Origin of the sequence: Streptomyces sp. SID5469, from assembly GCF_009862865.1 — a bacterium.
GTDB lineage: Bacteria > Actinomycetota > Actinomycetes > Streptomycetales > Streptomycetaceae > Streptomyces > Streptomyces avermitilis.
Genome location: NZ_WWIN01000001.1, coordinates 5,613,660 through 5,640,215 on the forward strand (window position 1 = coordinate 5,613,660; position 26,556 = coordinate 5,640,215).

The window sequence follows — 26,556 nt, forward strand, 5'->3', positions numbered from 1 at the left end:
GGGCGCCCGGCGCACTGCCGGGCGCCCCTCGGGAACTCGGGTCCCTACTCAGTCCTGGCTACGGGAACTCAGAACTGAGGGCCGTACTCAGTCCTCGCTCGGCGCCGCCGGGAGCTTGGACTGGATCAGATCCATCACCGAGGAATCGGTCAGGGTGGTGACGTCTCCGAGGGCCCGGTTCTCGGCGACGTCGCGCAGCAGGCGCCGCATGATCTTGCCGGAGCGGGTCTTCGGCAGCTCGGCCACCGGGAGGATCCGCTTGGGCTTGGCGATCGGGCCGAGCGTGGTGCCGACGTGGTTGCGCAGGTCGGCGACCAGGTTGTCGTCCTCGGCGTTCGCCGTCCCGCGCAGGATCACGAAGGCGACGATGGCCTGCCCGGTCGTCTCGTCGGCGGCACCGACCACGGCCGCCTCGGCGACCGACGGGTGGGAGACGAGCGCCGACTCGACCTCGGTCGTCGAGATGTTGTGCCCGGACACGAGCATGACGTCGTCGACGCGGCCGAGCAGCCAGATGTCGCCGTCCTCGTCCTTCTTCGCGCCGTCACCGGCGAAGTACTTGCCCTCGAAGCGCGACCAGTACGTGTCGAGGAACCGCTGGTCGTCGCCCCAGATGGTGCGCAGCATCGACGGCCACGGTTCGGTGAGGACGAGATAGCCACCGCCCCCGTTGGGTACTTCCCGGGCCTCGTCGTCCACCACCGTCGCCGAGATGCCCGGCAGCGGGCGCTGGGCGGAGCCCGGCTTGGTCTCGGTGACGCCCGGCAGCGGCGAGATCATCATCGCGCCGGTCTCGGTCTGCCACCAGGTGTCCACGATCGGCGTGCGGTCGCCGCCGATGTGCTTGCGATACCAGATCCACGCCTCGGGGTTGATGGGCTCGCCGACGGACCCCAGAACCCGGAGGGAGGACAGATCGAACTTCGCGGGGATGTCGTCGCCCCACTTCATGAACGTACGGATCGCGGTGGGCGCGGTGTAGAGGATGGTGACGCCGTACTTCTGGACGATCTCCCAGAAGCGGCCCTGGTGCGGGGTGTCGGGCGTGCCCTCGTACATGACCTGCGTCGCGCCGTTCGAGAGCGGCCCGTACGTGATGTACGAGTGGCCGGTCACCCAGCCGATGTCGGCCGTGCACCAGTAGACGTCGGTCTCCGGCTTGAGGTCGAAGACGGCGTGGTGGGTGTACGACGTCTGGGTGAGGTAGCCGCCGGAGGTGTGCAGGATGCCCTTCGGCTTACCCGTGGTCCCGGACGTGTAGAGGATGAACAGGGGGTGCTCGGCGTCGAAGGCCTCGGGCGTGTGTTCGGCGGACTGCTTGGCCGTGATCTCGTGCCACCAGACGTCGCGGCCCTCGGTCCAGGCGACTTCCTGGCCCGTACGCCGCACGACGAGCACCTTCTCGACCCCGTCCCCGCGGCTGACGGCGTCGTCGACGGCGGGCTTGAGCGCGGAGGGCTTGCCGCGCCGGTAGCCACCGTCGGCGGTGATGACCAGCTTGGCGTCGGCGTCCTTGATACGGGCCGCGATCGCGTCGGCCGAGAATCCGCCGAAGACGACGGAGTGCGCGGCGCCGATGCGGGCGCACGCGAGCATCGCGACGACCGCCTCGGGGATCATCGGGAGGTAGACGGCGACCCGGTCGCCCTTCTGAACTCCCAGCTCGGTCAGGGCGTTGGCGGCCTTGGAGACCTCGTCCTTGAGCTCGGCGTAGGTGATGGCACGGCTGTCGCCGGGTTCGCCCTCGAAGTGGATCGCGACGCGGTCGCCGTGGCCCGCCTCGACGTGGCGGTCGACGCAGTTGTACGCGACATTGAGCTTGCCGTCCTTGAACCACTTGGCGAACGGCGGGTTCGACCAGTCCAGCGTTTCGGTCGGCTCGGTGGCCCAGGTCAGCCGGCGGGCCTGCTCGGCCCAGAAGCCGAGCCTGTCAGCCTTGGCCTGCTCATACGCCTCCGCGGTGACATTGGCGTTCGCCGCCAGGTCGGCGGGCGGCGCGAACCTGCGCTCTTCCTTCAGCAGGTTGGCCAGGCTTTCGTTGCTCACGACATCTCCCTTTCCCAGGGTGTCCGTTGTGTCCCAGGCCACAGCTCATCAGACCCGGGCCCCCGATGACAAGGGTCGGCCGGAAATTGGTTTAGACCTGTGGGTGGGGGTGGCCCCCGCGACGGGGGCCACACGTTCTCACGGACGGGGGAGGGGAGCGGTTCAGGCTCGCGGGGTCGCGAGGCCGGTCGGGCTGGTGGGCCGACCTCGAGGATCAGGCCGCGCCTGGCTGCGATGGGGGCAGGGGCAGGGGCGCGGGCGGGGGCCGCCGGGACGCTGGGTGCGGTTCCGGCGGCCGAGTGCGGTCCGGGCGGCCCGGAGGCCGTTCACGCCGGCATGTCGTCCCGGGCCGTCTCGGTGACCCGGGCGAAGACCCCGTCGGCGGCCGGGTCCTCCGACAGGAGGTACGCCTGTGCCTCGCCCACGTGGAAGTACATCCCGTGCAGTTCGAGCGCACCCTCGCGCAGGGCCCGCGCCACGGACTCGTGCGCCCGCAGATGCGCCAACTGCTGCACCACGTTGGTCAGACACAGCTCCTCGACGGCGTCGGCCGCCGCGCGCCCGGCGAGTCGGGCCCGGTCCTCGGCGGCCATCCGCTCCAGGCTCGGCAGCCCGTACCGCAGCCACCGCTTGAGCGGCGTCTGTGAGCTACCGGGATCGCTGCTCAGCAGGGCCTGCATCGCCCCGCACCCGGAGTGCCCGCACACCGTGATGGACCGCACCTCGAGCACGTCGACCGCGTACTCGATCGCCGCCGCCACGGAGTCGTCCCCGCTCTCCTCGCCCGGCGGCGGCACGAGGTTGCCGACATTGCGCACGACGAAGAGGTCGCCGGGACCACTGGAGGTGATCATCGACGTGACGAGCCGGGAGTCGGCGCAGGTCAGGAAGAGCTGCGACGGCCGCTGCCCCTCGCGCGCCAGCCGGGCCAGCTCGCCCCGCACCAGGGGAGCGGTGTTGCGCTGGAACGCACTGATGCCACGTGCCAGTTGATGTCCGCTCGGCCCGGTCGCGGCCGACTCATCCGGGTCTTCGCCGGGTGGCGCTGGCTGCGGGCGCGCGCACTGGTGGTTGCGCCAGGGCGTCCAGGGGCGGCAGCGGCAGGCGGAGGCCTCCCCGAGCCCGGTGCTCCGCTCGGCCGCCGGAGCTTCCATGGCCGGCAGGGAGATACGGGTGCCCGCCCGCCCGGTGAACTCGACGGAGCCGCCCTGCGCGGTGTGCGCGGTCTGCCAGTCCTGCAACGACTCGTACGCCGCGTGGTCCATGAACGACCCGTCCAACTCCACGACGGCGTCCGCCCCATGGGGCACCAGATGCAGCGCACGGCTCAGCCGCGGCACGGCGAGGAACGTCAACTGTCCTCGTACTTGTACGTAATGGACTCCTTCCTGTTCGTCGTGGGTGATGCGGGTGCGGGCGAGGCGGTTCAGAGCGACGGCGACGGCCACGGCGACCCCCAGCGTCACGCCTTCCAGGACGCCGAGCAGGACGACGCCGAGCGTGGTGACGGCGTAGACCAGCACCTCTCGGTGGCGGGTGACCGTGCGGATGTGGTGCAGGGACACCATCTGGATGCCGACGGCCATCACCAGGGCGGCGAGCGATGCGAGGGGGATCAGCTCGAGGATCGGGACCATCAGCAGCGCGGCAACTACTACCCAAACGCCGTGCAGCATCGTGGAGTTCCGACTGACGGCACCGGCTCGCACATTCGCCGAGGTCCGTACGGCCACGCCCGCCACGGGAAGTCCGCCGAGCGCGCCGGAGACGATGTTGGCGGTGCCCTGGCCGAGCAGCTCCCGGTCGAGGTCGGAGCGCCTGTTCGGGAGGGGGCGCCCGGCGGTCAGCTTGTCCACGGCGACGGCGCCGAGCAGCGACTGCACGCTGCACACCAGCGTGGTGGTGAGCACGGCGGCGGCAATACCGAGCACCGGGCCCTCGGGCAGTGAGGCCAGCGCATGGCTGCGCCAGGACGGCAGGTCGACCTTGGGCAGGGACAGTGCGGCGAGCGAGGCGGCCGTGGTGGCCCCGGCGACGGCGACGAGTGCGGCCGGGATCGTGCGCAGGAGTCGCCCGACGCGCCCCGGGAGCCGCGGCCAGGCCAGCAGCAGGGCCAGTGTCAGCGCGCTCATCGACACCGCGGCGGGCTGTAGGTGCGCCAACTGGGCGGGCAGCGCGTGGAGGTTTGCGAGAACGGAGCTCTGCGGGGTGCCGCCGAGCACGATGTGCAGCTGGGCGACGGCGATGGTGACGCCGATCCCGGCGAGCATGCCGTGCACGATCGCGGGGCTGACCGCGAGCGCCGTACGTGCCACGCGCAGACAGCCGAGGCCGAGCTGGGCGACGCCGGCGAGCACCGTGATGGCGCAGGTCGTGCGCCATCCGTAGCGGTGGATGAGTTCGGCGGTGACGACGGTGAGTCCGGCGGCGGGGCCGCTGACCTGGAGCGGGGAGCCGCCGAGGCGGCCGGCGAGGAGCCCGCCGACGGCGGCGGCGACCAGGCCGGACTGGAGTGGCGCGCCGGTGGCGAGGGCGATGCCGAGGGACAGGGGGAGGGCGATCAGGAAGACCGCGATGGAGGCCGACCAGTCGGCGCCCGCGATGCGGAAGCGCCGGGGCTGGGGCGGCGGGGGGCTGTGGGGCTGGTGGATGCGCTTCGTCCGATTCGAGTCGGCGGCGCGGGTGGGGACGCAGGCGGACATGTTTCCCGTCTTCCTCCGGGGCAGCGCGGTCGCGGAACAGGTGGTCCCCCGGCTCGATGGCCGGGGGTCGGGTCGCGGCCGTGGGTCACGGCGTGCAGCGGCGGGATATCTCAACACTCGGTAAATGGATCGTAATGCAGCGTAAAGGATGAATGCGAATAATAACGGCATTTAGGTCAATAAATCACTCTCGCGAGTGAACGGGTATTTTTATCGGCTTGTCATACAAATTCCTTCCGAGGTCGCGTGCAACGTAGACGGCGCTGTCGGCGCCCTGAGCGGCGTTGCCCCGACTGAAGGAAGAAGGTGGGCGGAAGATGGCCGCCACCCACAAGATCGCCGCGGGCGTCGCACTCGCCGCGGCCTGCGCCACCGCGCTCGCCGGTTGCGCGAGCGACACCACTGGCTCCAAGGAAGGCGCGTACGGCCCCGAGAAGGCGGGTGCCCCCGCACCGAAGAGCGCCGTCCGCCTGATCGGCGACGGCTCCACCTCGTACACGGGCGCGCAGCCGCATCTGCCCAGGCCCGAGCGGCTCAAGCCCGGCCAGAAGCCCCCGCAGTTCGTCGTCTTCTCCTGGGACGGCGCCGGAGAGGACAGCCAGAAGCTGTTCTCGCACTTCCGCAAGGTGGCCAAGGCCAACAACGCCTCGATGACGTACTTCCTGAGCGGGGTGTACCTGCTGCCGGAGGAGAAGCGGGACCTGTACAAGCCGCCTGAGCACTCGCCGGGCCGTTCGGACATCGGCTTCAACGACCAGCACGGAATCAAGGAGACCGCGAAGCAGCTGCGTCTGGCGTGGCTGGAGGGCAACGAGATCGGCACCCACTTCAACGGCCACTTCTGCGGCAAGGGCGGCGGCGTCGGCGAGTGGTCGGTCGAGGAGTGGAAGGACGAGATCGCCCAGGCGAAGTCGTTCGTGAAGTCCTGGAAGACCAACGCGGACCTGGCGAAGGCGGCGCCACTGCCCTTCGACTACGACAAGGAGCTCATCGGCGCCCGCACGCCCTGCCTGGAGGGGCAGGAGAACTTCGTGAAGGCGGCCCGTGACCTGGGCTTCCGCTATGACACCTCGGGCGTCAACAATCAGGTCTGGCCCAAGAAGAGGGAGGGCCTGTGGGATCTGTCGATGCAGCTCGTGCCCTTCCCCGGGCACTCCTACGAGCAGCTCACCATGGACTACAACTTCATGGTCAACCAGTCCGGCACCCAGACCCAGGGCGACCCCGCCAAGCGGCAGCTCTGGGGTGACCAGATGCGTGACGGACTGCTCGAAGGCTTCCGCCGCGCCTACGACGGCAACCGTGCGCCGCTGATCATCGGCAACCACTTCGAGTCCTGGAACGGCGGCACGTACATGCGCGCCGTCCAGGAGGTCATCGAGAGCGTCTGCACCATGGACGAGGTGCGCTGCGTGTCGTTCCACCAGCTCGTCGACTGGCTGGACGCGCAGGACCCGCAGGTTCTTCAGAAGCTGCGCAAGCTGACGGTCGGCGAGGCCCCGAGGCAGGGCTGGGCGGCCTTCCTCCCGGGCCGGCCGCCTGCTCCGGCCCCGAAGGGGGTCCCGGGCGCGCCGGCGTTCAAGCCGTAGCCACGAGACCCTCGCTGAGCACGAAACCGGGGTCGACCTGCGCCGCCAGGTCGGTCCCGGTGCGCTCGTTGCCCCAGTTGCCGGCGTTCTTCAGGTGGAAGTGCACCATCTGGCGGGTGTAGGACTCCCAGTCCCGCAGCTCGTACGTGGCGTCGGCGGCGCTTTGCAGCGTGCGCAGCGCGCGGTGGTTGGCGTCCTCCAGAAGCTCGAAGCGGGGCGGGCGCCCCTTCTCCATGGCGCGCACCCAGTTCGAGTGCCCGACCGTCACGAGCAGGTCCTCGCCGACCTCGGCGCGCAGGAAGTCGAGGTCGTCCTGGCCCTGCACCTTGTTGCCGACGACCTTCAGGGCGACCCCGAAGTCACGGGCGTACTCCTTGTACTGGCGATAGACGGAGACTCCCTTCCGGGTCGGCTCGGCGACGAGGAACGTGATGTCGAAGCGGGTGAACATGCCGGACGCGAAGGAGTCCGAGCCCGCCGTCATGTCGACCACCACGTATTCACCCGGGCCGTCGACCAGATGGTTCAGGCACAGCTCCACCGCTCCCGTCTTGGAGTGGTAGCAGGCGACCCCGAGGTCGGCGTCGGTGAAGGGGCCGGTGACCATCAAACGGACGGCGCCGCCGTCGAGTTCCACGGTGCGCGCGCATGCCTCGTACACGGGATTGCTCTCGCGCACCCGCAGCAGCCGGGAGCCCTCGCCGGGCGGGGTGGTCTTGATCATCGTGTCGGCGGACGCGATACGCGGGTTGGAGCCGCGCAGATAGTCCTTGATCAGGCCCAGTCGCTCACCCATGGCGGGCAGCCCGGCGGCCTCGGCCTCGTCGAGGCCGAGCGCGGCCCCCAGGTGCTGGTTGATGTCGGCGTCGACGGCGACGACGGGCGCCGCGGTGGCGGCGAGATGGCGGATGAACAGGGAGGACAGCGTGGTCTTGCCGCTGCCGCCCTTCCCGACGAAAGCAATTTTCATGTTCACCAAGGGTAGTGGGATGATTGCTCTTCGTGCTCGTCCGACGTGAAGAAGACCACTCCTTCGTGAGGGGCGCGGGCGGGTTGCGTAGTGTCGTACTCATGAGTACGACAGGTGCGGCCGCCGATCCGCTCGCGGCCCTGGGGGCGCTGCCCGGTGTGGCCGAGTCCGTGGAGTCCGTGCGCAAGGCCGTGGACCGGGTCTACGGACACCGGGTCATGCGGCGCCGCAGCAACGAGATCACCTCCGAGGCGGCGCTGCGTGGCGCCCGTGGCTCTGCGGCGCTGTCCGGTGCCGACTGGGCCCTGGAGGAGGTGCGCCGGCGTACCGACTTCAGCGGTGACGACGAGGCCCGTACGGTCGGCGCGGCCCTCAGGCTGACGGCCGAGGCGGGGCAGCTCCTGTCCATCTGGCGGCAGTCGCCCCTGCGGGTGCTGGCTCGGCTGCACCTGGTGGCGGCCGCGGGCAAGGAGGACGAGGTCGGCCGGCCCCGGCAGGACGGTGAGCCGGTCGACGAGCCGCTCGTCGAACTGCCGCTGCCGGACGCGCGGGAGGTCGCGGGCCGGCTCGAAGGGCTCTCGCAGCTGATCATCGCGGGCGGCTCGGCGCCGGCCCTGGTGACGGCGGCCGTCGTGCACGGCGAACTGCTCGCGCTGCGCCCCTTCGGCTCCCACAACGGCCTGGTCGCGCGCACGGCCGAACGCATCGTCCTGATCGGCAGCGGCCTCGACCCGAAGTCCATCTGTCCGGCCGAGGTCGGTCACGCCGAACTCGGCCGTGCGGCCTATGCGGCGGCCCTCGACGGCTATGTCTCCGGCACGCCCGAGGGCATGGCGGCGTGGATCGCCCATTGCGGCAAGGCGATCGAGCTGGGGGTCCGGGAGTCGACGGCGGTGTGCGAGGCGCTTCAGCGCGGCGCCGCGTAGGGGGTGTAACGCCCTACAGGCGTTGAGAAAAGGGTTGCGGCGGTACGAGGTCTCGTACCGCCGCTGGCATGTCCACCGGGTTACCAAGCGTCCTCGAATGTTGCCCATCAGGTCGGGAACTGCTGCCCGTGGCCTGGTGCGGCTGGCCCGTAATCGACGGGTCGACGTCGCGTGGGTGCCTGGTGTTCATGCGCGGTCCGTGTGGCCAAATGCGTTTAAAAGGTAATCCTCTCGGATGTCCTTGGTCTCGCGGGCCGTTAACCCCTTTGTACTCCAGGTGCCGAGTAAGCGGAAGCCCTGGATGCACTTCTTTACTTTTGCATTCAAATAGAGGCGAATCGGGCGAGGGGGTGCTCGAATCCGGCCGGGAGGGTCCCTGTGCGCGCGGCGGGATCACATCGCTGTCGCGCGCCGCCGGTTCGTGTACCAGACAAGGCCGGCGGTGGCCGCCGCGGCGCCTATCGCGGCCGCCGCGACCAGCGCCGGGCGCGGCGGCACCGACAGTGCGGGCAGCCGCTGCTTCAGCCGGACCGGCCGGTGGAAGTCCAGAATGGGCCACTGCCGGGCGATCGCCTCGCGGCGCAGCGCGCGGTCCGGATTCACGGCGTGCGGATGGCCGACGGACTCCAGCATCGGGAGGTCGGTCGCCGAATCGCTGTACGCGTAGCAGCGTGCGAGGTCGTACCCCTCGGACGCGGCCAGCTCCTTGATCGCCTCGGCCTTCGTCGGCCCGTACGCGTAGTACTCCACCTCGCCCGTGAAGCAGCCGTCGTCGCCCACGATCATGCGGGTGGCCACCACTCGGTCAGCGCCCAGCAGTTCGCCGATCGGCTCCACGACCTCGGCGCCGGACGTGGAGACGATCACGACGTCCCGTCCGGCGGTGTGGTGCTCCTCGATGAGGGACGCGGCCTCGTCGTAGATGATCGGGTCGATCAGGTCGTGCAGCGTCTCGGCGACGATCTCCTTGACCTGTCGGACGTTCCAGCCGCGGCACAGTGCGGAGAGGTACTCGCGCATCCGTTCCATCTGGTCGTGGTCGGCGCCGCCCGCGAGGAACACGAACTGGGCATATGCGGTACGCAACACGGCTCTGCGGTTGATCAGGCCGCCTTGGTAGAACGACTTGCTGAACGTGAGTGTGCTCGACTTCGCAATGACCGTCTTGTCCAGGTCAAAGAAGGCTGCTGTGCGAGGCAAGGAGTGGTTTTCCACGGGCCCGAGCATAGGCGCCCACCATTCGGCGTAAGGTGTGGCGCGTGGGTTTGCCTGAGAGGGCTCTCGGGTACACCATGGAAGTCACGGATCGTTCGCGACCGTGCTAACCCGGTCCGACTCCTCCCCCCCCGAGTCGGCCGTGGGGACGACCCCCGCTCTCCCCCCCGGCGGGGGTCGTCGCATGTCCGGATGGGTTTTCCTCCTTCTTTCAACGGTTTTTGAGCCTCGTCGCGGCCTCCCGGGCCGCTCTTTTTTATTCCCGTGATCCGTCACTGTGTGTAGCCGTAGCGCTGCGCTCCGGGAGTCGTACAGGGGTCACCCGTATGGGTGAGGGCGATATTCACAACCACTGGGTTGTCCACAGTTTTCGACCAAGATCCACACGATTTCCGGGATCGCTGCACCGTGATTCCCACGCGTCGGCTCGCGGCGAGTTCATGGCCGGGTCCGTTTGCCGGGCGTTATGGCCGGTTCGCATCGGCCGTTCATATGGAGACCGGTTGCCGGTTCTTCACACGAGAGGGAATCGCGGGTCTGCAGAGAGCTCTGCTGACTTCGCGGAAGAAGCAGCGAAGGGGGCTGGAGATCATGGCGGGAGCCATCACCCACGACCACGCGGCCGCCGCCCAGGGGCGGCAGGGCGGACCGCTGATCGTCACCGAGGACGTTGAACTCCTCGACGACCTGCTGCGCCTGTGCGCGGCCGCGGGCGCCAGACCGGAAGTCCACCACACCGTGCCCGACGGCAGGGGCACCTGGGAGGCCGCACCGCTGGTGCTCGTCGGAGACGACGCCGCGCGGCGCGTCCGCGGGGCCGCGCGGCGACGCGGAGTCGTGCTGGTGGGGCGGGATCAGGACGACTCCGGGGTCTGGCGGCGGGCCGTGGAGATCGGCGCGGACCATGTCCTGCTGCTGCCGGATGGCGAGCAATGGCTGGTCGACCGCATCGCCGACGTGGCCGAAGGAGTCGGCCGGCCCGCGCTCACCGTGGGCGTGATCGGCGGTCGCGGCGGGGCCGGCGCGTCCACGCTGGCCTGCGCGCTCGCCGTCACCTCGGCGCGCCAGGGCAGGCGCACCCTGCTCGTGGACGCGGATCCGCTGGGCGGCGGACTCGACGTACTCCTCGGCGGCGAGACAGCCGAAGGGCTGCGCTGGCCGGCGTTCGCCGCCTCCCGTGGCCGGGTCGGCGGCGGCGCCCTGGAGGAGTCCCTGCCCGAACTGCACGCGTTACGGGTGCTGAGCTGGGACCGGGGTGACGCGGTGGCTGTCCCGCCCCAGGCCGTCCGTGCGGTCCTGGCCGCGGCCAGGCGGCGCGGCGGAGCCGTCGTCGTCGACCTCCCGCGCCGCGTCGACGAGGGAGCCGCCGAAGCGCTCGCCCAGGTGGACCTCGGCGTGCTGGTTGTCCCCGCCGAGCTGCGCGCGATCGCGGCGGCGGCACGGGTGGCGTCGGCCGCCGGCATGGTCCTGGGTGATCTGCGGGTCGCGGTACGCGGGCCGTACGCGCCCGGGCTCGACGACCGCGAGGTGGCTCGGCTGCTCGGGCTGCCGCTGCTCGGTGAGGTACCGGCCGAGCCACCGGTGCCGGACGGCGGCGTGCCGCCCGGGGGAGCGGCGCGGGGGCCGCTCGCCCGGTTCTGCGCGGTCTTTTGGGACCGGGCGCTGGTCGAGGCGGGTGGCGTATGAGCGGGGGATGGGACGCGGGGGCCGGCCTGGACCGCGCGGCGGGCCTGGACGGCGCCACGGGGTCGGTTTTCGGTGGGGGCGCGGGAGGCGTCGTCGGACGGGGTGCGCCGGCCGGCGGGGGATCCGGTGCCCGGGACGATCTGAGCGCGGGGCTGCTGGAGGGGGTGCGGCAGTGGCTGGCCGAGAGCGGGGCCGAGCCGACGCCCGCGCGCGTGGCGCAGGCCCTGCGGGAGCGGGGAAGGGTGCTGGGGGACGCCGAAGTCCTCGGCGCGGCCGAGCGGTTTCGCTCGGAACTGGTGGGCAGCGGGCCCCTGGAGCCGCTGCTCGCCGACCCCTCGGTCACCGATGTGCTGGTGTCGGCGCCGGACCGGGTGTGGGTGGACCGAGGCGGCGGGCTGGAGCTGACAGCGGTGTCCTTCCCGGATGCTGCGGCCGTACGACGCCTGGCGCAGCGGCTGGCCGCCGTGGCCGGGCGGCGCCTCGACGACGCCCGGCCGTGGGCCGACGCGAGGCTGCCGGACGGCACCCGCCTGCACGCGGTGCTCGAACCGGTCGCGGTCGGCTCCGCCTGTCTGTCGCTGCGGGTCGTACGGCCACGGGCGTTCACCCTCGCCGAGTTGGTGGCGGCGGGGACGGTGCCGCCCGGCGGGGACCGGGTCCTGCGGGCGCTGCTGGAGGCCAGGCTGTCGTTTTTGATCAGCGGCGGGACGGGATCGGGCAAGACGACCTTGCTGAGTGCGCTCCTTGGCCTGGTCGGGCCGGGGGAGCGGATCGTGCTGGCGGAGGACTCGGCGGAGCTGCGGCCCGACCATCCGCATGTGGTGCGCCTCGAGGGCCGGCCCGCCAACCAGGAGGGCGTCGGGCTGGTGACACTTCAGGAACTCGTGCGCCAGGCCCTGCGGATGAGACCCGACCGGCTCGTCGTCGGAGAGGTGCGCGGTCCCGAGGTCGTGTCCCTGCTGGCCGCGCTGAACACGGGACATGACGGCGGGTGCGGCACCGTCCACGCGAACGCGGCGGCCCAGGTGCCGGCCCGGCTGGAGGCGCTGGGCACGGCCGCCGGCCTGGACCGGGCCGCGCTGCACAGCCAGTTGGCGGCCGCGCTGTCGGTGGTCCTGCATCTTGTGCGCGACCGGGCCGGGCGGCGGCGCATCGCCGAGGTGCATGTGCTGGAGCGGGACGCGTCGGGGCTGGTGGTGACGGTGCCCGCGCTGCGGTGGGGCGCGGAGACGTTCACGTACGAGCGGGGCTGGGAGCGGCTGCGGGGGCTGCTTCGGGAAGGAGGCGAACCGCTGTGAGGACGGTCGTGGGCCGCTGTGAGGGCTGTTTCAGGAGGGGAGTCGGGCGCTGTGACCGGGATCGATGAGCTGTCGATGGGCGCGGGCCTGGCATGTGCCGGAGCCGCCGCCTGGCTGATGGGCGGGCGCGACGTGGGGATACGGCGGGCACGGTTGCTCTTCGCGGAAGGCGGGGTGGCCGGGGGCGGGCCGCCGCCGTGGGAGCGGGCGTTGGCCGGGCTGCGGCGGCTGCGGGCCGAGTGGTGGTCGGTGGTGGCCGGGCTGGTCATCGCGGTGCTGGGTGCGTCCGTGCTGCCACTGGCGGCCGGGGCCGTCGGGGTGCCACTGCTGCGCCGGGTGCGGGCTGGCCGCGGAGGCGCGGCGGGCACGGGAGCGGCGGGGAGAGGCGGTGATCGGGCTGTGCGGGGCGCTCGCCGGAGAGGTGCGCGCCGGACGGCAGCCGGGCGAGGCGCTGCTCCACGCGGCGGGTGACTCGGGCGGGCTGGGCGACGCGCAGGCGGCGGTGCTGGCGGCGGCGCGGTTCGGCGGGGATGTGCCCGGGGCGCTCGCCGACGCGGCCGGTCAGCCCGGTGCCGAGGGGCTGCTGGGGCTCGGGGCGTGCTGGCGGGTGGCCGTGGACCGGGGCGCGGGCCTGGCGGCCGGGCTGGACCGGTTGGAGGCGGCGCTGCGCGCCGAGCGGGACCAACGGGCCGAACTGCGCGCCCAGTTGGCGGGCGCGCGCTCCACGGCGGTGATGCTCGCCGCCCTGCCGGTCCTGGGTCTCCTGCTGGGCACGGCACTGGGCGCCGACCCGCTGCACGTCGTGCTCCACACCGGCGCGGGCCTGGCCTGTCTGCTGGCCGGCGCGGTGCTGGAAGGCGCGGGTCTGTGGTGGGCGCTGCGGATCGTACGGGGAGCGGAGGCGGCATGAGCGCGGAAGTTGTCCACAGGCTGGGGGTTGTGTGGGGAGCGTCGGCGCTGTGGTGGCTGGCGCGGGCGCTCGCCGCCGCTCGGCGAGAGCGGCGGATGCGCCGGCGGCTGGGTGTGCTGCTGGTCCTGCACGGTGCGCCTGCACGACGGCGGTTCGAGGTGCGGGGGACGGTGCTGCGGTGGCTTCCGGGGGCGGGGGCGCTGTGCTCCGGTTGGGTGCTGTTCGGCGGCCTGGGCGGAGTGGTGGTGGGGCTGATCGCGGGAGCCGGGGTGTCGTGGTGGCGGCTTCGGCGGGAGAGCGGCAGCGCTGTCCCCGCGGAGGAGTACGACCCTGCCGTGGCCGCCCGTCAACTCCCGCTGGCGGCCGATCTGCTGGCGGCGTGCATCGCGGCGGGCGCGAGTCCGGTCACGGCGGCCCAGCGCGGTCGGAGAGGCGCTGCAGGGGCCCGTCGGGGAGCGGCTGGCGACGGGGGCCGCCGAGGTGCGGCTCGGGGGTGAGCCGGCGGACGCGTGGCGGAGGCTGGCGTCGGTGCCGCGCGCCGGGGCGCTGGCCCTGCTCCTGGAACGGGCGGGTGAGTCGGGCGTACCGGCGGCAGGACCGGTCGGGCGCCTCGCGGCGGAGGCCCGCGCCGAATGGGGGCGTACGGCCACGGCACGGGCGCGCCGGGCGGGTGTGCTGATCACTGCTCCGGTGGGGCTGTGCTTCCTGCCCGCGTTCATCACGGTCGGCGTACTGCCCGTGGTGATCGGACTGGCGGGCGGGCTGCTGGAGGGAGGGAGCGGATGACGTCGTACGAAGCGTGCTGAACACGGCGAGGGACCGACAGAAATTGACCGATAGGCGTGGGCCGACGACGTGGGCCGACAAGTGCGGGCCGACAGGGCCTGAAATTCACGGGGGTTGAGATGGGCAGGACAGTACGAGTACGGGTGGGTGTGCTGGTGCGCAGGGTGCGGGCAGCGGTGCATGGCGTACGAGGCAGGGCGCGTGAGGACGCGGGAATGGTCACGTCCGAGTACGCGATGGGGATCATCGCGGCGGTGGCGTTCGCGGCGGTGCTCTACAAGGTGCTGACGAGCGGGCAGGTCAGCGCGGAGTTGCAGGACATCGTGGGGCGGGCGCTCGATGTCCGGATGTGAACGGGGAGCGGCGGGCGCGGCCTGCGGCCCGTGCGGTGAGCGCCGTGGGGCTCGCGGGATGCCTGGCCGGGACGGTGGGTTTGTCACGGCGGAGGCCGCGGTCGTCCTGCCCGCTCTGGTGCTCTTCGCGATGGCTCTCGTCTGGGCGCTGCTGGCCGCGTCCGCGCAGATTCAGTGTGTGGACGCGGCGCGAGCGGGGGCGCGAGCGGCGGCGCGGCAGGATCCGCCCGATGCGGTCACGGCGGTGGCCCGGCAGGCGGCGCCACGCGGGGCGAGGGTCACGGTGAGCCGGGAGGGCGACATGGTGCGCGTGGTGGTCGTGGCGCATCCGCCCGGGCCAAGAGCGCTGACTCCCGAACTCGGCGACGCGGCGGTCGCGTTGGCGGAGGAGACCGTGGAGGTGGACACGGTGGGGGTGCAGCCGTGAGGGACCGGGGCTCGGTGAGGGACCGGGGCTCGGCCAGCGTCTGGGTCGTCTGCGCGATCGCCGGCCTGTGCGTCGTCTTCGGCGCCGTCCTCGCGATGAGCCAGGCGGTGGTGACCCGCCATCGGGCGGCGTCCGCGGCCGACCTGGCGGCGCTCGCGGCCGCGGACCACTGGGCGGACGCCGGCGGGGGGGCGTGCGCCATGGCGGACCGGGTTGCGCGAGCGCAGGGCGGCAGGCTGGTGCGGTGCGCGGTCGAGGGAGAGATCTCGGACGTGACGGCGACGTCGGGGCGAGGGCCTTTCACGGCGGAGGTGAGGGCGAGAGCGGGACCGGCTGGGCCGGCCGACGCGGTGGTGCCGCCCGGTCCGGCAGGACCAGTCGTCCCGGTGCCCCCGGGCGCCGTCTCCCGGACGTCCGCTCGTCCCGGAAGGGAGGCGATGCCTTAGTCCGCGGACGATTCCGCCGCCCGTGCGGGCTCCTTCGGCAGACCCGCCTTCTCCTGCTCCGCCGCCCCTCGCAACAGCACCGACAGCAGCCGCACGGCCCCCCGTTTGTGGAGCGGATCGTTTCCGTTGCCGCACTTGGGGGACTGGATGCAGGACGGGCAGCCGGCGTCGCACTCGCAGGATGCGATGGCCTGGCGGGTGGCGGTGAGCCAGTCGCGGGCCGTGTGGAAGGCGCGCTCCGCGAATCCCGCGCCACCCGGATGGCCGTCGTAGACGAAGACCGTCGGCAGGAGCGTGTCCGGGTGCAGTGGGACCGAGACGCCGCCGATGTCCCAGCGGTCGCACGTGGCGAACAGCGGGAGCATGCCGATCGACGCGTGCTCGGCGGCGTGCAGGGCGCCGCCGAGGATCTCCGGGGTGATCCGCGCCGCGTCCAGCTGATCCTCGGTGACCGTCCACCACACGGCGCGAGTGCGGAGCGTACGTGGCGGAAGGTCGAGTTTGGTCTCGCCGAGCACTTCGCCGGTGATGAGTCTGCGACGCAGGAAGGAGACGACTTGGTTGGTGACCTCGACGGAGCCGTAGCACAACCGGCCTTCGCCCCAGGGAACTTCGACGTCCGTCTCCAGGACCGAGATGGCGGTCGTGTCCCGGGCGACCGTCGAATACGACGGATTGGCCTCCTCGACCAGGGCGACGGAATCCTCCAGGTCCAGCTCACGCACCAGGTAGGTACGGCCCTGGTGCAGATGGACCGCGCCCTCGTGCACGGTGGTGTGCGCGGCGCCCGCGTCGACCGTGCCGAGCAGCCGCCCGGTGCCGGCCTCGACGATCTGCACGGGCCGCCCGCCCTCCCCGCGGATGTCCGTGAGGTCCGCGGCTCGCTCCCGGCGTGTCCAGTGCCACGCCTTGGTGCGGCGGCGCAGCAGCTTCGCGGCCTCCAGCTGTGGCAGCAGGTCTGCGGTGGACGGGCCGAACAGTGCCAGGTCCTCTTCCACCAAAGGCAGTTCCTCGGCCGCAGCGCACAGGTGCGGCGCGAGGACGTACGGGTTGTCGGGGTCGAGGACCGTGGACTCCACCGGCTGGTCGAACAGGGCCTCGGGGTGGTGGACGAGGAACGTGTCCAGCGGGTCGTCGCGCGCGACCAGGATCGCCAGCGCCCCCTGCCCCGAGCGTCCGGCGCGGCCGGCCTGCTGCCAGAGGGATGCCCGAGTCCCCGGGTAGCCGGCGATGACGACGGCGTCCAGCCCCGACACGTCGACGCCGAGTTCGAGGGCGGTGGTGGCGGCGAGGCCGAGGAGTTCGCCGGAGTGCAGGGCGCGTTCGAGGGCGCGGCGTTCCTCCGGTAGGTAGCCGCCGCGGTAGGCGGCCACTCGCCGGGCGAGTGAGCGGTCGATCTCGGCGAGGCGTTCCTGGGCGATCACCGCGATCAGCTCGGCGCCACGCCGGGAGCGTACGAAGGCGACCGAGCGCACGCCTTGCAGGGTCAGGTCGGTCAGGAGGTCGGCGGTCTCGGCGGTGGCGGTGCGGCGGACGGGCGCGCCCTTCTCGCCGTGCAGCTCGGTGAGCGGGGGCTCCCAGAGGGCGAACACCAGTTCCCCCCGTGGGGAGGCGTCGTCCGCGACCTCCACGACCCGCAGGCCCGTGAGACGGGACGCGGCGACCGAGGGCTCGGCGGCGGTGGCGGAGGCCAGCAGGAACACCGGCGACGCGCCGTACCGCGCGCACAGACGGCGCAATCGGCGCAGTACCTGGGCGACGTGGGAGCCGAAGACGCCCCGGTAGGTGTGGCACTCGTCGATGACGACATAGCGCAGGGCACGCAGGAAGGAGGACCAGCGCGGGTGTGCGGGCAATATGCCGCGGTGCAGCATGTCGGGGTTGGTCAGGACGTAGTTGGCGTACTGACGTACCCATTCGCGTTCCTCGACGGGCGTGTCGCCGTCGTAGACCGCGGGGCGCACGGCGGTGCCCAGAGGTTGTGAAAGTTCCTTCACAGAGCGGCACTGATCCGCTGCCAGGGCCTTCGTCGGGGCGAGGTACAGGGCCGTCGCGCCACGCCCATTGGGGGCCTCGGAGCCGTCCAGGAGGGCCGACAGGGCCGGTACGAGGTACGCCAGGGACTTGCCGGAGGCGGTGCCTGTGGCGACGACCACCGACTCGCCGTCCAGGGCGTGCTCGGCCGCCCGTGCCTGGTGGGCCCAGGGGTGTTCGATGCCCGCGGCCTGCACCGCGGCGATGACCTCCGAACGGATCCGGTCGGGCCACACGGCATGGCGACCCTCACGCGGGGGCAAGTGCTCCGTATGAGTGATGCGCGAAGCTCGGCTCGGCCCCGAGGCGAGCCGGTCCAGGACCGTGCCCGGCGAGGGGCTGGATGCGGTGTCCGACGAGGATCGATCGGGTCGGTGATTCTTGGCCATCGGCAACGAGTGTGTCACTGGCATGACGGACAATGGACCCAAGGCGTCGTGCACGCCTGCCGGTAAGTGATTGAATGCCATCGCGGCTGGCGAACCGTCCCGGGGGCTCCGCCGAGGTGTCCCGAGGGGCGACCGCTCGATAGCAAGGTGCTGGAGGATCCGTGGACCTGTCCCTGTCGACCCGTACCGTCGGCGATCGTACGGTCGTCGAGGTCGGTGGCGAAATCGATGTATATACCGCGCCCAAGCTGCGCGAGCAGTTGGTCGAGCTGGTGAACGACGGCAATTTCCATCTTGTCGTCGACATGGAGGGCGTGGATTTCCTCGACTCCACCGGTCTCGGCGTGCTGGTCGGCGGCCTGAAGCGGGTGCGTGCCCATGAGGGCTCGCTGCGACTGGTCTGCAACCAGGAGCGCATTCTGAAGATCTTCCGCATCACCGGTCTCACCAAGGTGTTCCCGATCCACACCTCGGTCGAGGAAGCGGTGGCGGCCACCGACTGACCCCGCCTCGGGCCCCTGTGCCCGGGCGGCAGAAGTCACGCGCCCAAAACGGCAGAAGCAAAAGGACGGGGGGACCGGGCCTCGGCGGCCCGGCCCTCTGACAGCACGCCCGTAGTTTGAGGGGGATGCATGGCCACCGTTGAGCTCCGCTTCAGCGCGCTGCCCGAGCACGTCAGGACCGCCCGACTGGTGGCGGCAGCGGTGGCGCGCAGGGCCGGAGTGGACGAGGCCGTACTCGACGAGGTCAGACTCGCCGTGGGCGAGGCCTGCACCCGAGCCGTCGGACTGCACCAGAGCAGCGGTGTCTCGTCCCCGGTGCGGGTGACGCTGATCGAGGAGGAGAAGCAGTTCTCCATCGAGGTCGGCGACGAAGCGCCACGTTCGGCGCCCGGAGAGAGGGTGCCGGGCACGCGCGCCGCCGAGGATCCCGACGCGGACGGCGACGAGGACGACATGGGCCTCGCGGTCATCAGCGGCCTCGTCGACGATGTCGAGGTCACTGCTGGAGAAAACGGTGGACTGATCAGGATGAGCTGGCCAACCATGCCGCCGGCCACGCTCCTTCCCTGACGCCCCCTCGCGCAGTACCCGTAGTACTTGTAGTACCCGCGGTACCTGAAGGGCCCTGCTCAGCAGGGCCCTTTTTGCATGCGTGGCGCGCCGGACCCCTTTTCGTGAATTGATTCACGATCAATCAGGTGATAATTCGATCAAGCGTCAATGCCTTTGAGGCGTTACCTCTTTTGGGCCCCCTGTGTGCTCGACGATCATTTGCTGAAGAGCATGTGAAGGCTGATTCCGTTTACCGCCCACTGTTTTGATCAGGTTCCGCTACCTACAATCCGTCCACATCTTGAGCTCAGCCCAAGCGTCAAGGAGGACGAATGGCGGGGCTTTCTACCCCTCATCAGTTTGACCACCCCACTGCTCTCGCAGCCGCGGTACTGACCGACGACAATCGTGTGATCGTGATGGTCATCGGGGTCGTCGCGCTCGCGGCGCTCGTGGTCGCCGGGATCCTGGTGCGCCAGGTACTCGCGGCCGGCGAGGGCACCGACAGCATGAAGAAGATCGCAGCGGCGGTCCAGGAAGGTGCGAACGCCTATCTCGGACGGCAGATGCGCACGCTCGGCGTATTCGCCGTCGTCGTGTTCTTCCTGCTCATGCTGCTGCCCGCGGACGACTGGAATCAGCGCGCCGGACGATCGGTCTTCTTCTTGATCGGCGCGTTGTTCTCGGCGACCACCGGTTATACCGGCATGTGGCTCGCGGTACGGAGCAACGTGCGTGTGGCCGCCGCGGCACGAGAAGCGACTCCGGCGGAGGGTGAGCCGGAAAAGGATCTCACCGCCGTATCGCACAAAGCAATGAAGATCGCTTTCCGCACGGGCGGCGTCGTCGGCATGTTCACGGTGGGGCTCGGTCTGCTGGGCGCCTCCTGTGTGGTGCTGGTCTACGCGGCCGACGCGCCGAAGGTGCTCGAGGGCTTCGGCCTCGGGGCTGCCCTGATCGCCATGTTCATGCGTGTCGGCGGCGGCATCTTCACCAAGGCCGCCGACGTCGGCGCCGACCTGGTCGGCAAGGTCGAGCAGGGCATTCCGGAGGACGACCCGCGCAATGCCGCGACCATCGCCGACAATGTGGGCGACAACGTCGGCGACTGCGCGGGCATGGCGGCCGACCTCTTCGAGTCGTACGCCGTGACCCTCGTCGCCGCGCTGATCCTCGGCAAGGCGGCGTTCGGTGACTCCGGGCTCGCCTTCCCGCTGATCGTGCCCGCGATCGGCGTACTCACCGCGATGATCGGCATCTTCGCCGTGGCCCCGCGCCGCGCCGACCGCAGCGGCATGTCCGCGATCAACCGTGGTTTCTTCGTCTCCGCGGTGTTCTCGCTGGCCCTGGTGGCCGTGGCCGTCTACGTCTATCTGCCGGGGAAGTACGCCGACCTCGACGGAGTCACGGACGTGGCGATCCGGGCCAAGGACGGCGATCCGCGGATCCTCGCGATGGTCGCGGTGGCGATCGGCATCGTGCTGGCCGCCCTGATCCAGCAGCTGACCGGCTACTTCACCGAGACGACCCGACGACCCGTACGGGACATCGGCAAGAGCTCGCTCACCGGCGCCGCCACCGTCGTCCTCGCCGGTATCTCCGTCGGTCTGGAGTCGGCCGTCTACACCGCCCTGCTGATCGGCCTCGGCGTGTACGGGGCGTTTCTGCTCGGCGGTACGTCGATCATGCTGGCGCTGTTCGCGGTGGCGCTGGCCGGCACCGGTCTGCTCACCACGGTCGGCGTGATCGTCGCGATGGACACCTTCGGTCCGGTCTCCGACAACGCGCAGGGCATCGCCGAGATGTCCGGTGACGTCACGGGCGCGGGCGCGCAGGTGCTCACCGACCTGGACGCCGTGGGCAACACCACCAAGGCCATCACCAAGGGCATCGCCATCGCCACGGCCGTCCTCGCGGCCTCGGCGCTCTTCGGCTCGTACCGGGACGCGATCACCACGGCGGCGAACGACGTGGGCGAGAAGGTCTCGGGCGCGGGTGCTCCGATGAACCTGATGATGGACATCTCTCAGCCCAACAACCTGGTCGGCCTCATCGCGGGCGCCGCGGTCGTCTTCCTCTTCTCGGGGCTGGCGATCAACGCGGTCTCGCGGTCCGCGGGGGCCGTGGTCTACGAGGTGCGGCGGCAGTTCCGCGAGCACCCCGGGATCATGGACTACACGGAGCAGCCCGAGTACGGCAGGGTTGTCGACATCTGCACCAAGGACGCGTTGCGCGAGCTGGCCACTCCGGGTCTGCTCGCCGTGCTGGCGCCCATCGCCATCGGGTTCACGCTCGGTGTCGGAGCGCTCGGCGCGTATCTGGCGGGCGCGATCGGCACCGGCACGCTGATGGCGGTCTTCCTCGCCAACTCCGGCGGTGCCTGGGACAACGCGAAGAAGCTCGTGGAGGACGGCCACCACGGCGGCAAGGGCAGCGAGGCCCACGCCGCGACGGTGATCGGCGACACGGTCGGCGACCCGTTCAAGGACACCGCGGGACCCGCGATCAACCCGCTCCTGAAGGTGATGAACCTGGTCGCGCTGCTCATCGCGCCCGCGGTCGTCAAGTTCTCGTACGGCGAGGACAAGAACCTCGGCGTGCGGATCGCCATCGCCGTGCTCTCGATCCTTGTGATCGTGGGCGCGGTGTACATCTCCAAGCGGCGTGGGATCGCCGTGGGTGACGAAGGCAACGCGGAGCGGGTGACCAAGTCGGCTGACCCAGCGGTGGTTTCGTAGGCCGTCTTACGACACCTGGCCTCATGCCTGGTCAGATACGGGCCAACGGGCGGGCAGGCGGCGCGCACTGACGCGCCGTCCGCTCGCCCTGCTCATGTTCGCGCCCTTTCCGTGAGCCTTCTCTCGCTTGGTGCAAATGGCTTCAATAGGTTATTAAGCGGACGTTCGACATACGGTCGTCGCCCACTTGGCGTGTATGTTCCGGGGCCGAGAGCCATGGAAGGGACCAATCCGGTGAACAAGAAGCTCGCGGCCGCGCTGTCCGGCGGTGCGGTACTGGTACTGGCGCTGTCGGGATGCAGTAGTAGCGACGACGGTGGCAGCGACAAGCTGAACTCCTGGGCCAAGCAGGTCTGTGACGCGGTGCAGCCACAGGCGAAGAAGATCGAGGCCGCGAATACCGCGATCCAGAAGGAGACCTCGGACAACAGCGCGCCCGCCGACGTCCAGAAGACCGACTCGCAGGCCTTCCAGGACATCTCCGACGCCTACAAGGCGATGGCGAACGCCGTCGACAAGGCCGGGGCCCCCGATGTCGAGAACGGCAAGACCAAGCAGGCGAACGCGGTCAAGGAACTCGACGACCTGTCCTCCGCCTACGCCGACCTGAAGAAGCAGACGGACGAGCTCGACACCAAGAACCAGGCGAAGTTCGCCGACGGTCTCAAGGGTGTCGCCACCCAGCTGGAGAAGCTGAGCAAGAGCGGCAGCGACGCCCTCAACAACCTCGAGGAGGGCGACGTCGGCAAGGCGATGGCCCAGCAGGCGAGCTGCAAGTCCGCGTCGGCGCCGGCCTCGGCGACGAAGGGCTGACCCGAAGAGGGCGCAGGGCTGAGGAGAGCCGGCCTGAAGGGGACGCAGGGCTGAGGAGAGCCGGCCTGAAGAGGGCGATCGTCCGGACAGCCGAAGGAGGTGCCGGTACGCGTGCGTGCCCACACCGCCTTCGGTTGTCCACAGGAGGGCGTGCGATGTCGGCAGGAACGGACACAATGGGGGCGTGAGTAACTCCGCCCTGTCGCCCCTGCCCTCCGCCGACCGTCCCGACGTCGCCGCCCGGCTGCGGGACGCCCTGCTCGGCGCCTCCTTCACCGCCGACGGGCTGCTCGAGCTGCTCGGCGCTCCCGCGTACGCGGCGCTCGCCCGCAGCGAGGTCGTGCCCGCCCTGCGGGCCACCCGTGGCGACACGCCGCTGGAAACGCTCGTGCGGCTGTTTCTGTTGCAGCAGCCCGTGCCGCACGCGCGCGTGGCGGACGTCCTGCCCGTCGACGCCTGCCTGGAAGCCGGCTGGCTGACCGGCGTCGGCGGGGACGAGGTCGCCGCCGCCGTCGACATCCGGCCGTACGGGGGGCCCGACGGCGAGGACTGGTTCATCGTCTCCGACCTGGGGTGCGCGGTCGGCGGGGCGGGCGGGATCGGCAGCCGGGACGAGGGCGTCGTCCTCGGCGTCGGCGGGGCGTCCACCACGCTCGCCGGGATCACCGTGCGTACCCCCGTCGCCGCCGCCCTCGACCTCGGCACCGGCTCCGGGATCCAGGCACTGCACGCCGCACGGCACGCCACGCGCGTGACCGCGACCGACCTCAACCCGCGCGCGCTGCACACCACCGCGCTCACCCTCGCGCTCTCCGGCGCACCGGCCGCCGACCTGCGTGAGGGCTCCCTCTTCGAGCCGATCGCCGCCGACGAGACATACGACCTGATCGTGTCGAACCCGCCCTTCGTGATCTCTCCGGGCGCCCGGCTCACGTACCGCGACGGCGGGATGGGCGGGGACGACCTGTGCCGCACACTCGTCCAGCAGGCGGGCGACCGGCTGACCGAGGGCGGGTACGCGCAGTTCCTCGCCAACTGGCAGCACGTTGAGGGCGAGGACTGGCAGGACCGGCTGCGCTCGTGGGTGCCGCGCGGCTGCGACGCCTGGATCGTGCAGCGCGAGGTGCAGGACGTCACGCAGTACGCCGAGTTGTGGCTCCGGGACGCGGGCGACCATCGCAGCGACCCGGTCGAGTACCAGGCGCGGTACGACGCGTGGCTCGACGAGTTCGAGGCGCGCAAGGTCAAGTCGGTGGGCTTCGGCTGGATCACCCTGCGGAAGACGGGCGCGGTCGAGCCCTCGGTGACGGTCGAGGAATGGCCGCACTCCATCGAACAGCCGCTCGGTGAGGCCGTGCGCGCGCACTTCGACCGCGTCGACTATCTGCGGGCGACGGACGACGCGGCCCTGCTCGCCGGGCACTTCAAGCTCGCCGCCGAGGTCGTCCAGGAACAGGTCGGCCTGCCCGGTGCCGAGGACCCCGAGCACGTGGTGCTGCGCCAGCACCGCGGGATGCGCCGGGCCACCAAGGTGGACACGGTCGGGGCGGGCTTCGCCGGTGTGTGCGACGGCACCCTGAGCGCCGGGCGCATCCTCGACGCCATCGCCCAACTGGTCGGCGAGGACCCCGTGCTGCTGCGCGACCGCACGCCCGCCCAGATCCGGCTGCTGGTGGAGCAGGGGTTCCTGGATCCGGTGGAGTGACCCCGGGCCGGGGCGCGTCGGCACTGCCGTGCGAAGCCGCTGGGGCGGGTCCGCACCACTGAGCCGCATGCGCCCGCTTTGACGGGATTGGTCCGCAAAAGGGCTCCTGTCAGTGGTGCGTGCGAAGCTACCTTCAAGAGACAGAATCCACGCGTCCTCGGGGGAGGCGCGCTGTCTCGGGGGAGGCGCGATGGCGGGGGAGACGCCGGAGCAGGGCGAAGGCCGGATCATCAGCGGGCGGTACCGCCTGCTGCGGACGCTCGGCGCGGGCGGCATGGGCCGGGTCTGGCTCGCGTACGACGCGGAGCTGGCCTGCGAAGTCGCGGTGAAGGAGATCGCGCTGCCGGACCTGCCGATCGACGCGAGCGAGCCCGTGCAGCGCATCGCGCGGGCGCGGAGCGAGGCCCGCAACGCGGCGCGGCTGCGCGGCCACCCGCACGTGGCGACGGTGCACGACGTGGTGGTGCACGAGGGGCTGCCGTGGATCGTCATGGAGCACGTGCCGGACGCGATCGACCTTCAGGCGGTCGTACGGCGGTCGGGACCCCTCACCCCCGCGCGGACCGCACGGATCGGGGTCGCCGTCCTCGACGCGCTCACCGCGGGACACCGGATCGGCATCCTCCACCGGGATGTGAAACCGGCCAACATCCTTCTGGCGCCGGACGCGTCGGGCGACCCCTACGCGCGCGTCCTGCTCACCGACTACGGCATCGCGCTCCAGCCCGAGTCCCGCGAGCCCCGGCTGACCGCCACCGCCGGCATTCTCGGCACCCCCGGCTATCTCGCCCCCGAGCGGGCCCGCGGCGAGCCGCCCACCCCGGCCGCCGACCTGTTCTCCCTGGGTGCCACGCTCTACGCGACGGTGGAGGGACGCGGTCCCTTCGACCGGCACGGCGAGTACGCGACTCTGACGGCCCTCCTCGGCGAGGAGCCCACCCCACCGGTCCGCGCCGGTGAACTGGGCGCCGTACTGCACGGGCTGCTGATCAAGGATCCGGTACGGCGTCTGGCACCCGAGGCCGTCGCGCGGGGCCTGGAGGCGGTGGCGCGGGCAGCGCCGGGGGAGGGATTCGGGCCACCGCCGGGGTGGGGGTCCGCGCCCTCTGTGGGGCAGGGCTTCGGTCCGCCTCCGCAGGGTTTCGGTCCGCCCCCGGACGGCTTCGGCCCGCCGTCCGGCACGCCGTCCGTGAGTCCGCCCTCGGCCGAGGGCGCGACCACGGCACCGGGGGCACCAGGAGCACCGCAGGTTTCGGCTCCCGGGACGCCGCAGACACCGGGTGCGCCGCGGACCCCGCATACCCCGCACACACCACAGACACCGGCGGGCGGTCCTGGTACGCCTCCGGGCAGCCCGTCGGCGTACAACCCCTGGCGGCCGACGCCTCCGAGTGGCCCGTACGACCCCGGGAATCCGTACGCGAGCAGCCCCTCGTCGCCCTACGCGGGGACGGGTGCCCCCGCGGCGTACGAGGGTGGTCCGGCGTACTTCCCACCCCGGCCGTCACCCCGCAGGAAGTCGGCGGCCGCCCTCGTGGCCCTCGTTGTGGCCGCCGCCCTCGTGGTCACCGGTGGCATCTGGGCCGCGCTCTCGCTGACCGGCGGGCCGACGGGCGACGGGGGCGGCACGACGGGCCAGCGGGCCAAGAAGTCACCACCGGTGTCGGGGCCGCAGTCCACGAAGCCGGCGGGACCGGTGCTGCCGTACGGCGAACAGGTCGGTCTCACGGAGCCGTTGCAGGCCGGTGACTGCGTCCGGGCGGTGTGGTCGGGGGCGGCCTTCAAGTCCGTGCCCAACCTCGGCGTCGTGGACTGCGCCGACGACTGGCCGGACGGTCAAGTGGTCGCGGTCGACACGGCCACCGACTACGCCGACGCCCGCGACCGGGGTGCCCGGCGCTGCGCCGGCCAGAGCCAGGCCACCGCCGACGCGCTGCCCGACGCGGGTGTCTACGCCGTTGCGCCGACCAAGGAGGGCTTCACCGCGGCCAGCGGCGGTACGGCATGTCTCGTACTCGGCCGCCATGCCGCGATAGGCGGCGAGGTGGGCCGTTTCCGCGACACGGGCACGGACTTGTGGGTCGGTCAGATGAGCATCGGCGACTGCTGGATCTACAAGGAGGAGAAGGACAGTTACAAGGCGCCGCTCAGCGACTGCGCCCAGCCGCACACCGACCAGGTCATCGGTGCCGTGTCCGCGCCGAAGAACATGGACTACAAGAAGGGCGTCGACAACGGCAACAAGCTCTGCGGCAACAAGTTCGAGTCGAGTTGGGCGCCGGGTCCCGCGCGTCAGGTGTTCGGCTGGGTCGCCGACAAGGAGGACTGGAACGACGGATTCGACAAGGTGGTGTGCACGGTGCGTCGTTCCGACGGTGCCGAGACGAGCGGGAAGATATCCGCGCCCGGCGCGGTATGAGCCGTGACACGGTGCGTCCGCCCTGCGTTCACCCGGGGTTCGCGCGTCC

The 26,556-nt window shown here is 71.3% G+C and carries 18 protein-coding genes and 2 pseudogenes; 15 read left to right on the top strand and 5 right to left on the bottom strand.

Features of this window, described 5'->3' with window-relative positions:
* Positions 1 to 87: 87 nt before the first annotated feature.
* Together acs and GTY58_RS24080 are read right to left on the bottom strand one after the other, a co-directional pair.
* Positions 88 to 2,088 (bottom strand): acetate--CoA ligase, encoded by a 2,001-nt coding sequence (gene acs / locus GTY58_RS24075; RefSeq protein ID WP_171033165.1) that lies wholly within the window; start codon positions 2,086 to 2,088, stop codon positions 88 to 90.
* 284 nt (positions 2,089 to 2,372) lie between these two features.
* Complete coding sequence (locus GTY58_RS24080) at positions 2,373 to 4,748, bottom strand: SulP family inorganic anion transporter (RefSeq protein WP_010986024.1); 2,376 nt, start codon at positions 4,746 to 4,748, stop codon at positions 2,373 to 2,375.
* Positions 4,749 to 5,065: 317 nt separating this feature from the next.
* Between GTY58_RS24080 and GTY58_RS24085 the strand changes: the two genes are divergently transcribed.
* Positions 5,066 to 6,337 carry a hypothetical protein gene (locus tag GTY58_RS24085; RefSeq protein WP_010986025.1) on the top strand — a complete coding sequence of 424 codons (1,272 nt, stop codon included), beginning with the start codon at positions 5,066 to 5,068 and terminating at the stop codon, positions 6,335 to 6,337.
* Here the strand turns inward: GTY58_RS24085 and GTY58_RS24090 are convergent.
* Entirely contained in the window at positions 6,327 to 7,307 is a 981-nt protein-coding gene (locus tag GTY58_RS24090; RefSeq protein WP_037649123.1) for an ATP-binding protein, read from the bottom strand. The genes GTY58_RS24085 and GTY58_RS24090 overlap by 11 nt on opposite strands.
* Before the next feature lie 101 nt (positions 7,308 to 7,408).
* On the opposite strand from GTY58_RS24090, the gene GTY58_RS24095 reads away from it, so the two are divergent.
* Positions 7,409 to 8,233 (top strand): hypothetical protein, encoded by an 825-nt coding sequence (locus GTY58_RS24095; protein ID WP_010986027.1) that lies wholly within the window; start codon positions 7,409 to 7,411, stop codon positions 8,231 to 8,233.
* Positions 8,234 to 8,626: 393 nt separating this feature from the next.
* Here the strand turns inward: GTY58_RS24095 and GTY58_RS24100 are convergent, their stop codons facing one another.
* Complete coding sequence (locus tag GTY58_RS24100) at positions 8,627 to 9,460, bottom strand: HAD-IB family hydrolase (RefSeq protein WP_010986028.1); 834 nt, start codon at positions 9,458 to 9,460, stop codon at positions 8,627 to 8,629.
* Between the two features lie 579 nt (positions 9,461 to 10,039).
* Between GTY58_RS24100 and ssd the strand changes: the two genes are divergently transcribed.
* The 7 genes and pseudogenes from ssd to GTY58_RS40855 all read left to right on the top strand — a co-directional run bounded on the left by ssd (position 10,040) and on the right by GTY58_RS40855 (position 15,354).
* Complete coding sequence (gene ssd / locus GTY58_RS24105; protein ID WP_010986029.1) at positions 10,040 to 11,134, top strand: septum site-determining protein Ssd; 1,095 nt, start codon at positions 10,040 to 10,042, stop codon at positions 11,132 to 11,134.
* Entirely contained in the window at positions 11,131 to 12,432 is a 1,302-nt protein-coding gene (locus tag GTY58_RS24110; RefSeq protein WP_010986030.1) for a TadA family conjugal transfer-associated ATPase, read from the top strand. Before ssd ends, GTY58_RS24110 begins: the two co-directional genes overlap by 4 nt.
* A 75-nt stretch (positions 12,433 to 12,507) precedes the next feature.
* A pseudogene (locus GTY58_RS24115) lies at positions 12,508 to 13,342 on the top strand (type II secretion system F family protein).
* Positions 13,339 to 14,128: pseudogene (locus tag GTY58_RS24120) on the top strand (type II secretion system F family protein). The pseudogenes GTY58_RS24115 and GTY58_RS24120 overlap by 4 nt, the downstream one beginning before the upstream one ends.
* Positions 14,129 to 14,247: 119 nt before the next feature.
* The gene (locus tag GTY58_RS24125) at positions 14,248 to 14,481 is read left to right on the top strand and encodes a DUF4244 domain-containing protein (RefSeq protein WP_010986034.1); all 234 of its coding nucleotides are present in this window, start codon (positions 14,248 to 14,250) and stop codon (positions 14,479 to 14,481) included.
* A gap of 58 nt (positions 14,482 to 14,539) precedes the next feature.
* Positions 14,540 to 14,908 carry a TadE family type IV pilus minor pilin gene (locus GTY58_RS40850; protein ID WP_037649131.1) on the top strand — a complete coding sequence of 123 codons (369 nt, stop codon included), beginning with the start codon at positions 14,540 to 14,542 and terminating at the stop codon, positions 14,906 to 14,908.
* A complete protein-coding gene (locus tag GTY58_RS40855; RefSeq protein ID WP_078234371.1) occupies positions 14,905 to 15,354 on the top strand; it encodes an Rv3654c family TadE-like protein in 450 nt (149 codons plus the stop codon). Before GTY58_RS40850 ends, GTY58_RS40855 begins: the two co-directional genes overlap by 4 nt.
* On the opposite strand, the gene GTY58_RS24140 is transcribed toward GTY58_RS40855, so the two are convergent.
* Positions 15,351 to 17,858 carry a DEAD/DEAH box helicase gene (locus GTY58_RS24140; protein WP_010986037.1) on the bottom strand — a complete coding sequence of 836 codons (2,508 nt, stop codon included), beginning with the start codon at positions 17,856 to 17,858 and terminating at the stop codon, positions 15,351 to 15,353. The two genes, GTY58_RS40855 and GTY58_RS24140, sit on opposite strands and share 4 nt — an antisense overlap.
* A gap of 80 nt (positions 17,859 to 17,938) precedes the next feature.
* On the opposite strand from GTY58_RS24140, the gene bldG reads away from it, so the two are divergent.
* The 6 genes from bldG (at position 17,939) to GTY58_RS24170 (ending at position 26,507) form a co-directional block, all read left to right on the top strand.
* Positions 17,939 to 18,280, top strand: a complete 342-nt coding sequence (gene bldG, locus GTY58_RS24145; protein WP_010986038.1) for an anti-sigma factor antagonist BldG — start codon at positions 17,939 to 17,941, stop codon at positions 18,278 to 18,280.
* 129 nt (positions 18,281 to 18,409) lie between these two features.
* A complete protein-coding gene (locus GTY58_RS24150; RefSeq protein WP_010986039.1) occupies positions 18,410 to 18,850 on the top strand; it encodes an ATP-binding protein in 441 nt (146 codons plus the stop codon).
* A 314-nt stretch (positions 18,851 to 19,164) separates the two neighbouring features.
* A complete protein-coding gene (locus GTY58_RS24155; RefSeq protein ID WP_010986040.1) occupies positions 19,165 to 21,570 on the top strand; it encodes a sodium-translocating pyrophosphatase in 2,406 nt (801 codons plus the stop codon).
* A gap of 216 nt (positions 21,571 to 21,786) precedes the next feature.
* On the top strand, positions 21,787 to 22,383 hold the full coding sequence (locus GTY58_RS24160; protein WP_010986041.1) for a hypothetical protein: 597 nt from the start codon (positions 21,787 to 21,789) through the stop codon (positions 22,381 to 22,383).
* A gap of 184 nt (positions 22,384 to 22,567) precedes the next feature.
* Positions 22,568 to 24,088, top strand: a complete 1,521-nt coding sequence (locus GTY58_RS24165) for a class I SAM-dependent methyltransferase (RefSeq protein ID WP_037649132.1) — start codon at positions 22,568 to 22,570, stop codon at positions 24,086 to 24,088.
* Positions 24,089 to 24,278: 190 nt separating this feature from the next.
* Entirely contained in the window at positions 24,279 to 26,507 is a 2,229-nt protein-coding gene (locus tag GTY58_RS24170; RefSeq protein WP_010986043.1) for a serine/threonine-protein kinase, read from the top strand.
* Positions 26,508 to 26,556: the final 49 nt, after the last annotated feature.

What these genes read in the sequence shown, in the direction of transcription:
- GTY58_RS24095 (WP_010986027.1), top strand. Translation starts at nt 7,409, where the DNA reads ATGAGTACGACAGGTGCGGCCGCCGATCCGCTCGCGGCCCTGGGGGCG.
- GTY58_RS24100 (WP_010986028.1), bottom strand. Translation starts at nt 9,460, where the DNA reads ATGCTCGGGCCCGTGGAAAACCACTCCTTGCCTCGCACAGCAGCCTTC.
- GTY58_RS24110 (WP_010986030.1), top strand. Translation starts at nt 11,131, where the DNA reads ATGAGCGGGGGATGGGACGCGGGGGCCGGCCTGGACCGCGCGGCGGGC.
- GTY58_RS24140 (WP_010986037.1), bottom strand. Translation starts at nt 17,858, where the DNA reads ATGGCATTCAATCACTTACCGGCAGGCGTGCACGACGCCTTGGGTCCA.
- GTY58_RS24125 (WP_010986034.1), top strand. Translation starts at nt 14,248, where the DNA reads ATGGGCAGGACAGTACGAGTACGGGTGGGTGTGCTGGTGCGCAGGGTG.
- GTY58_RS24160 (WP_010986041.1), top strand. Translation starts at nt 21,787, where the DNA reads ATGGAAGGGACCAATCCGGTGAACAAGAAGCTCGCGGCCGCGCTGTCC.
- GTY58_RS24085 (WP_010986025.1), top strand. Translation starts at nt 5,066, where the DNA reads ATGGCCGCCACCCACAAGATCGCCGCGGGCGTCGCACTCGCCGCGGCC.
- GTY58_RS24090 (WP_037649123.1), bottom strand. Translation starts at nt 7,307, where the DNA reads ATGAAAATTGCTTTCGTCGGGAAGGGCGGCAGCGGCAAGACCACGCTG.
- ssd (WP_010986029.1), top strand. Translation starts at nt 10,040, where the DNA reads ATGGCGGGAGCCATCACCCACGACCACGCGGCCGCCGCCCAGGGGCGG.
- GTY58_RS24150 (WP_010986039.1), top strand. Translation starts at nt 18,410, where the DNA reads ATGGCCACCGTTGAGCTCCGCTTCAGCGCGCTGCCCGAGCACGTCAGG.
- GTY58_RS24155 (WP_010986040.1), top strand. Translation starts at nt 19,165, where the DNA reads ATGGCGGGGCTTTCTACCCCTCATCAGTTTGACCACCCCACTGCTCTC.
- GTY58_RS40850 (WP_037649131.1), top strand. Translation starts at nt 14,540, where the DNA reads ATGCCTGGCCGGGACGGTGGGTTTGTCACGGCGGAGGCCGCGGTCGTC.
- GTY58_RS24170 (WP_010986043.1), top strand. Translation starts at nt 24,279, where the DNA reads ATGGCGGGGGAGACGCCGGAGCAGGGCGAAGGCCGGATCATCAGCGGG.
- GTY58_RS24080 (WP_010986024.1), bottom strand. Translation starts at nt 4,748, where the DNA reads ATGTCCGCCTGCGTCCCCACCCGCGCCGCCGACTCGAATCGGACGAAG.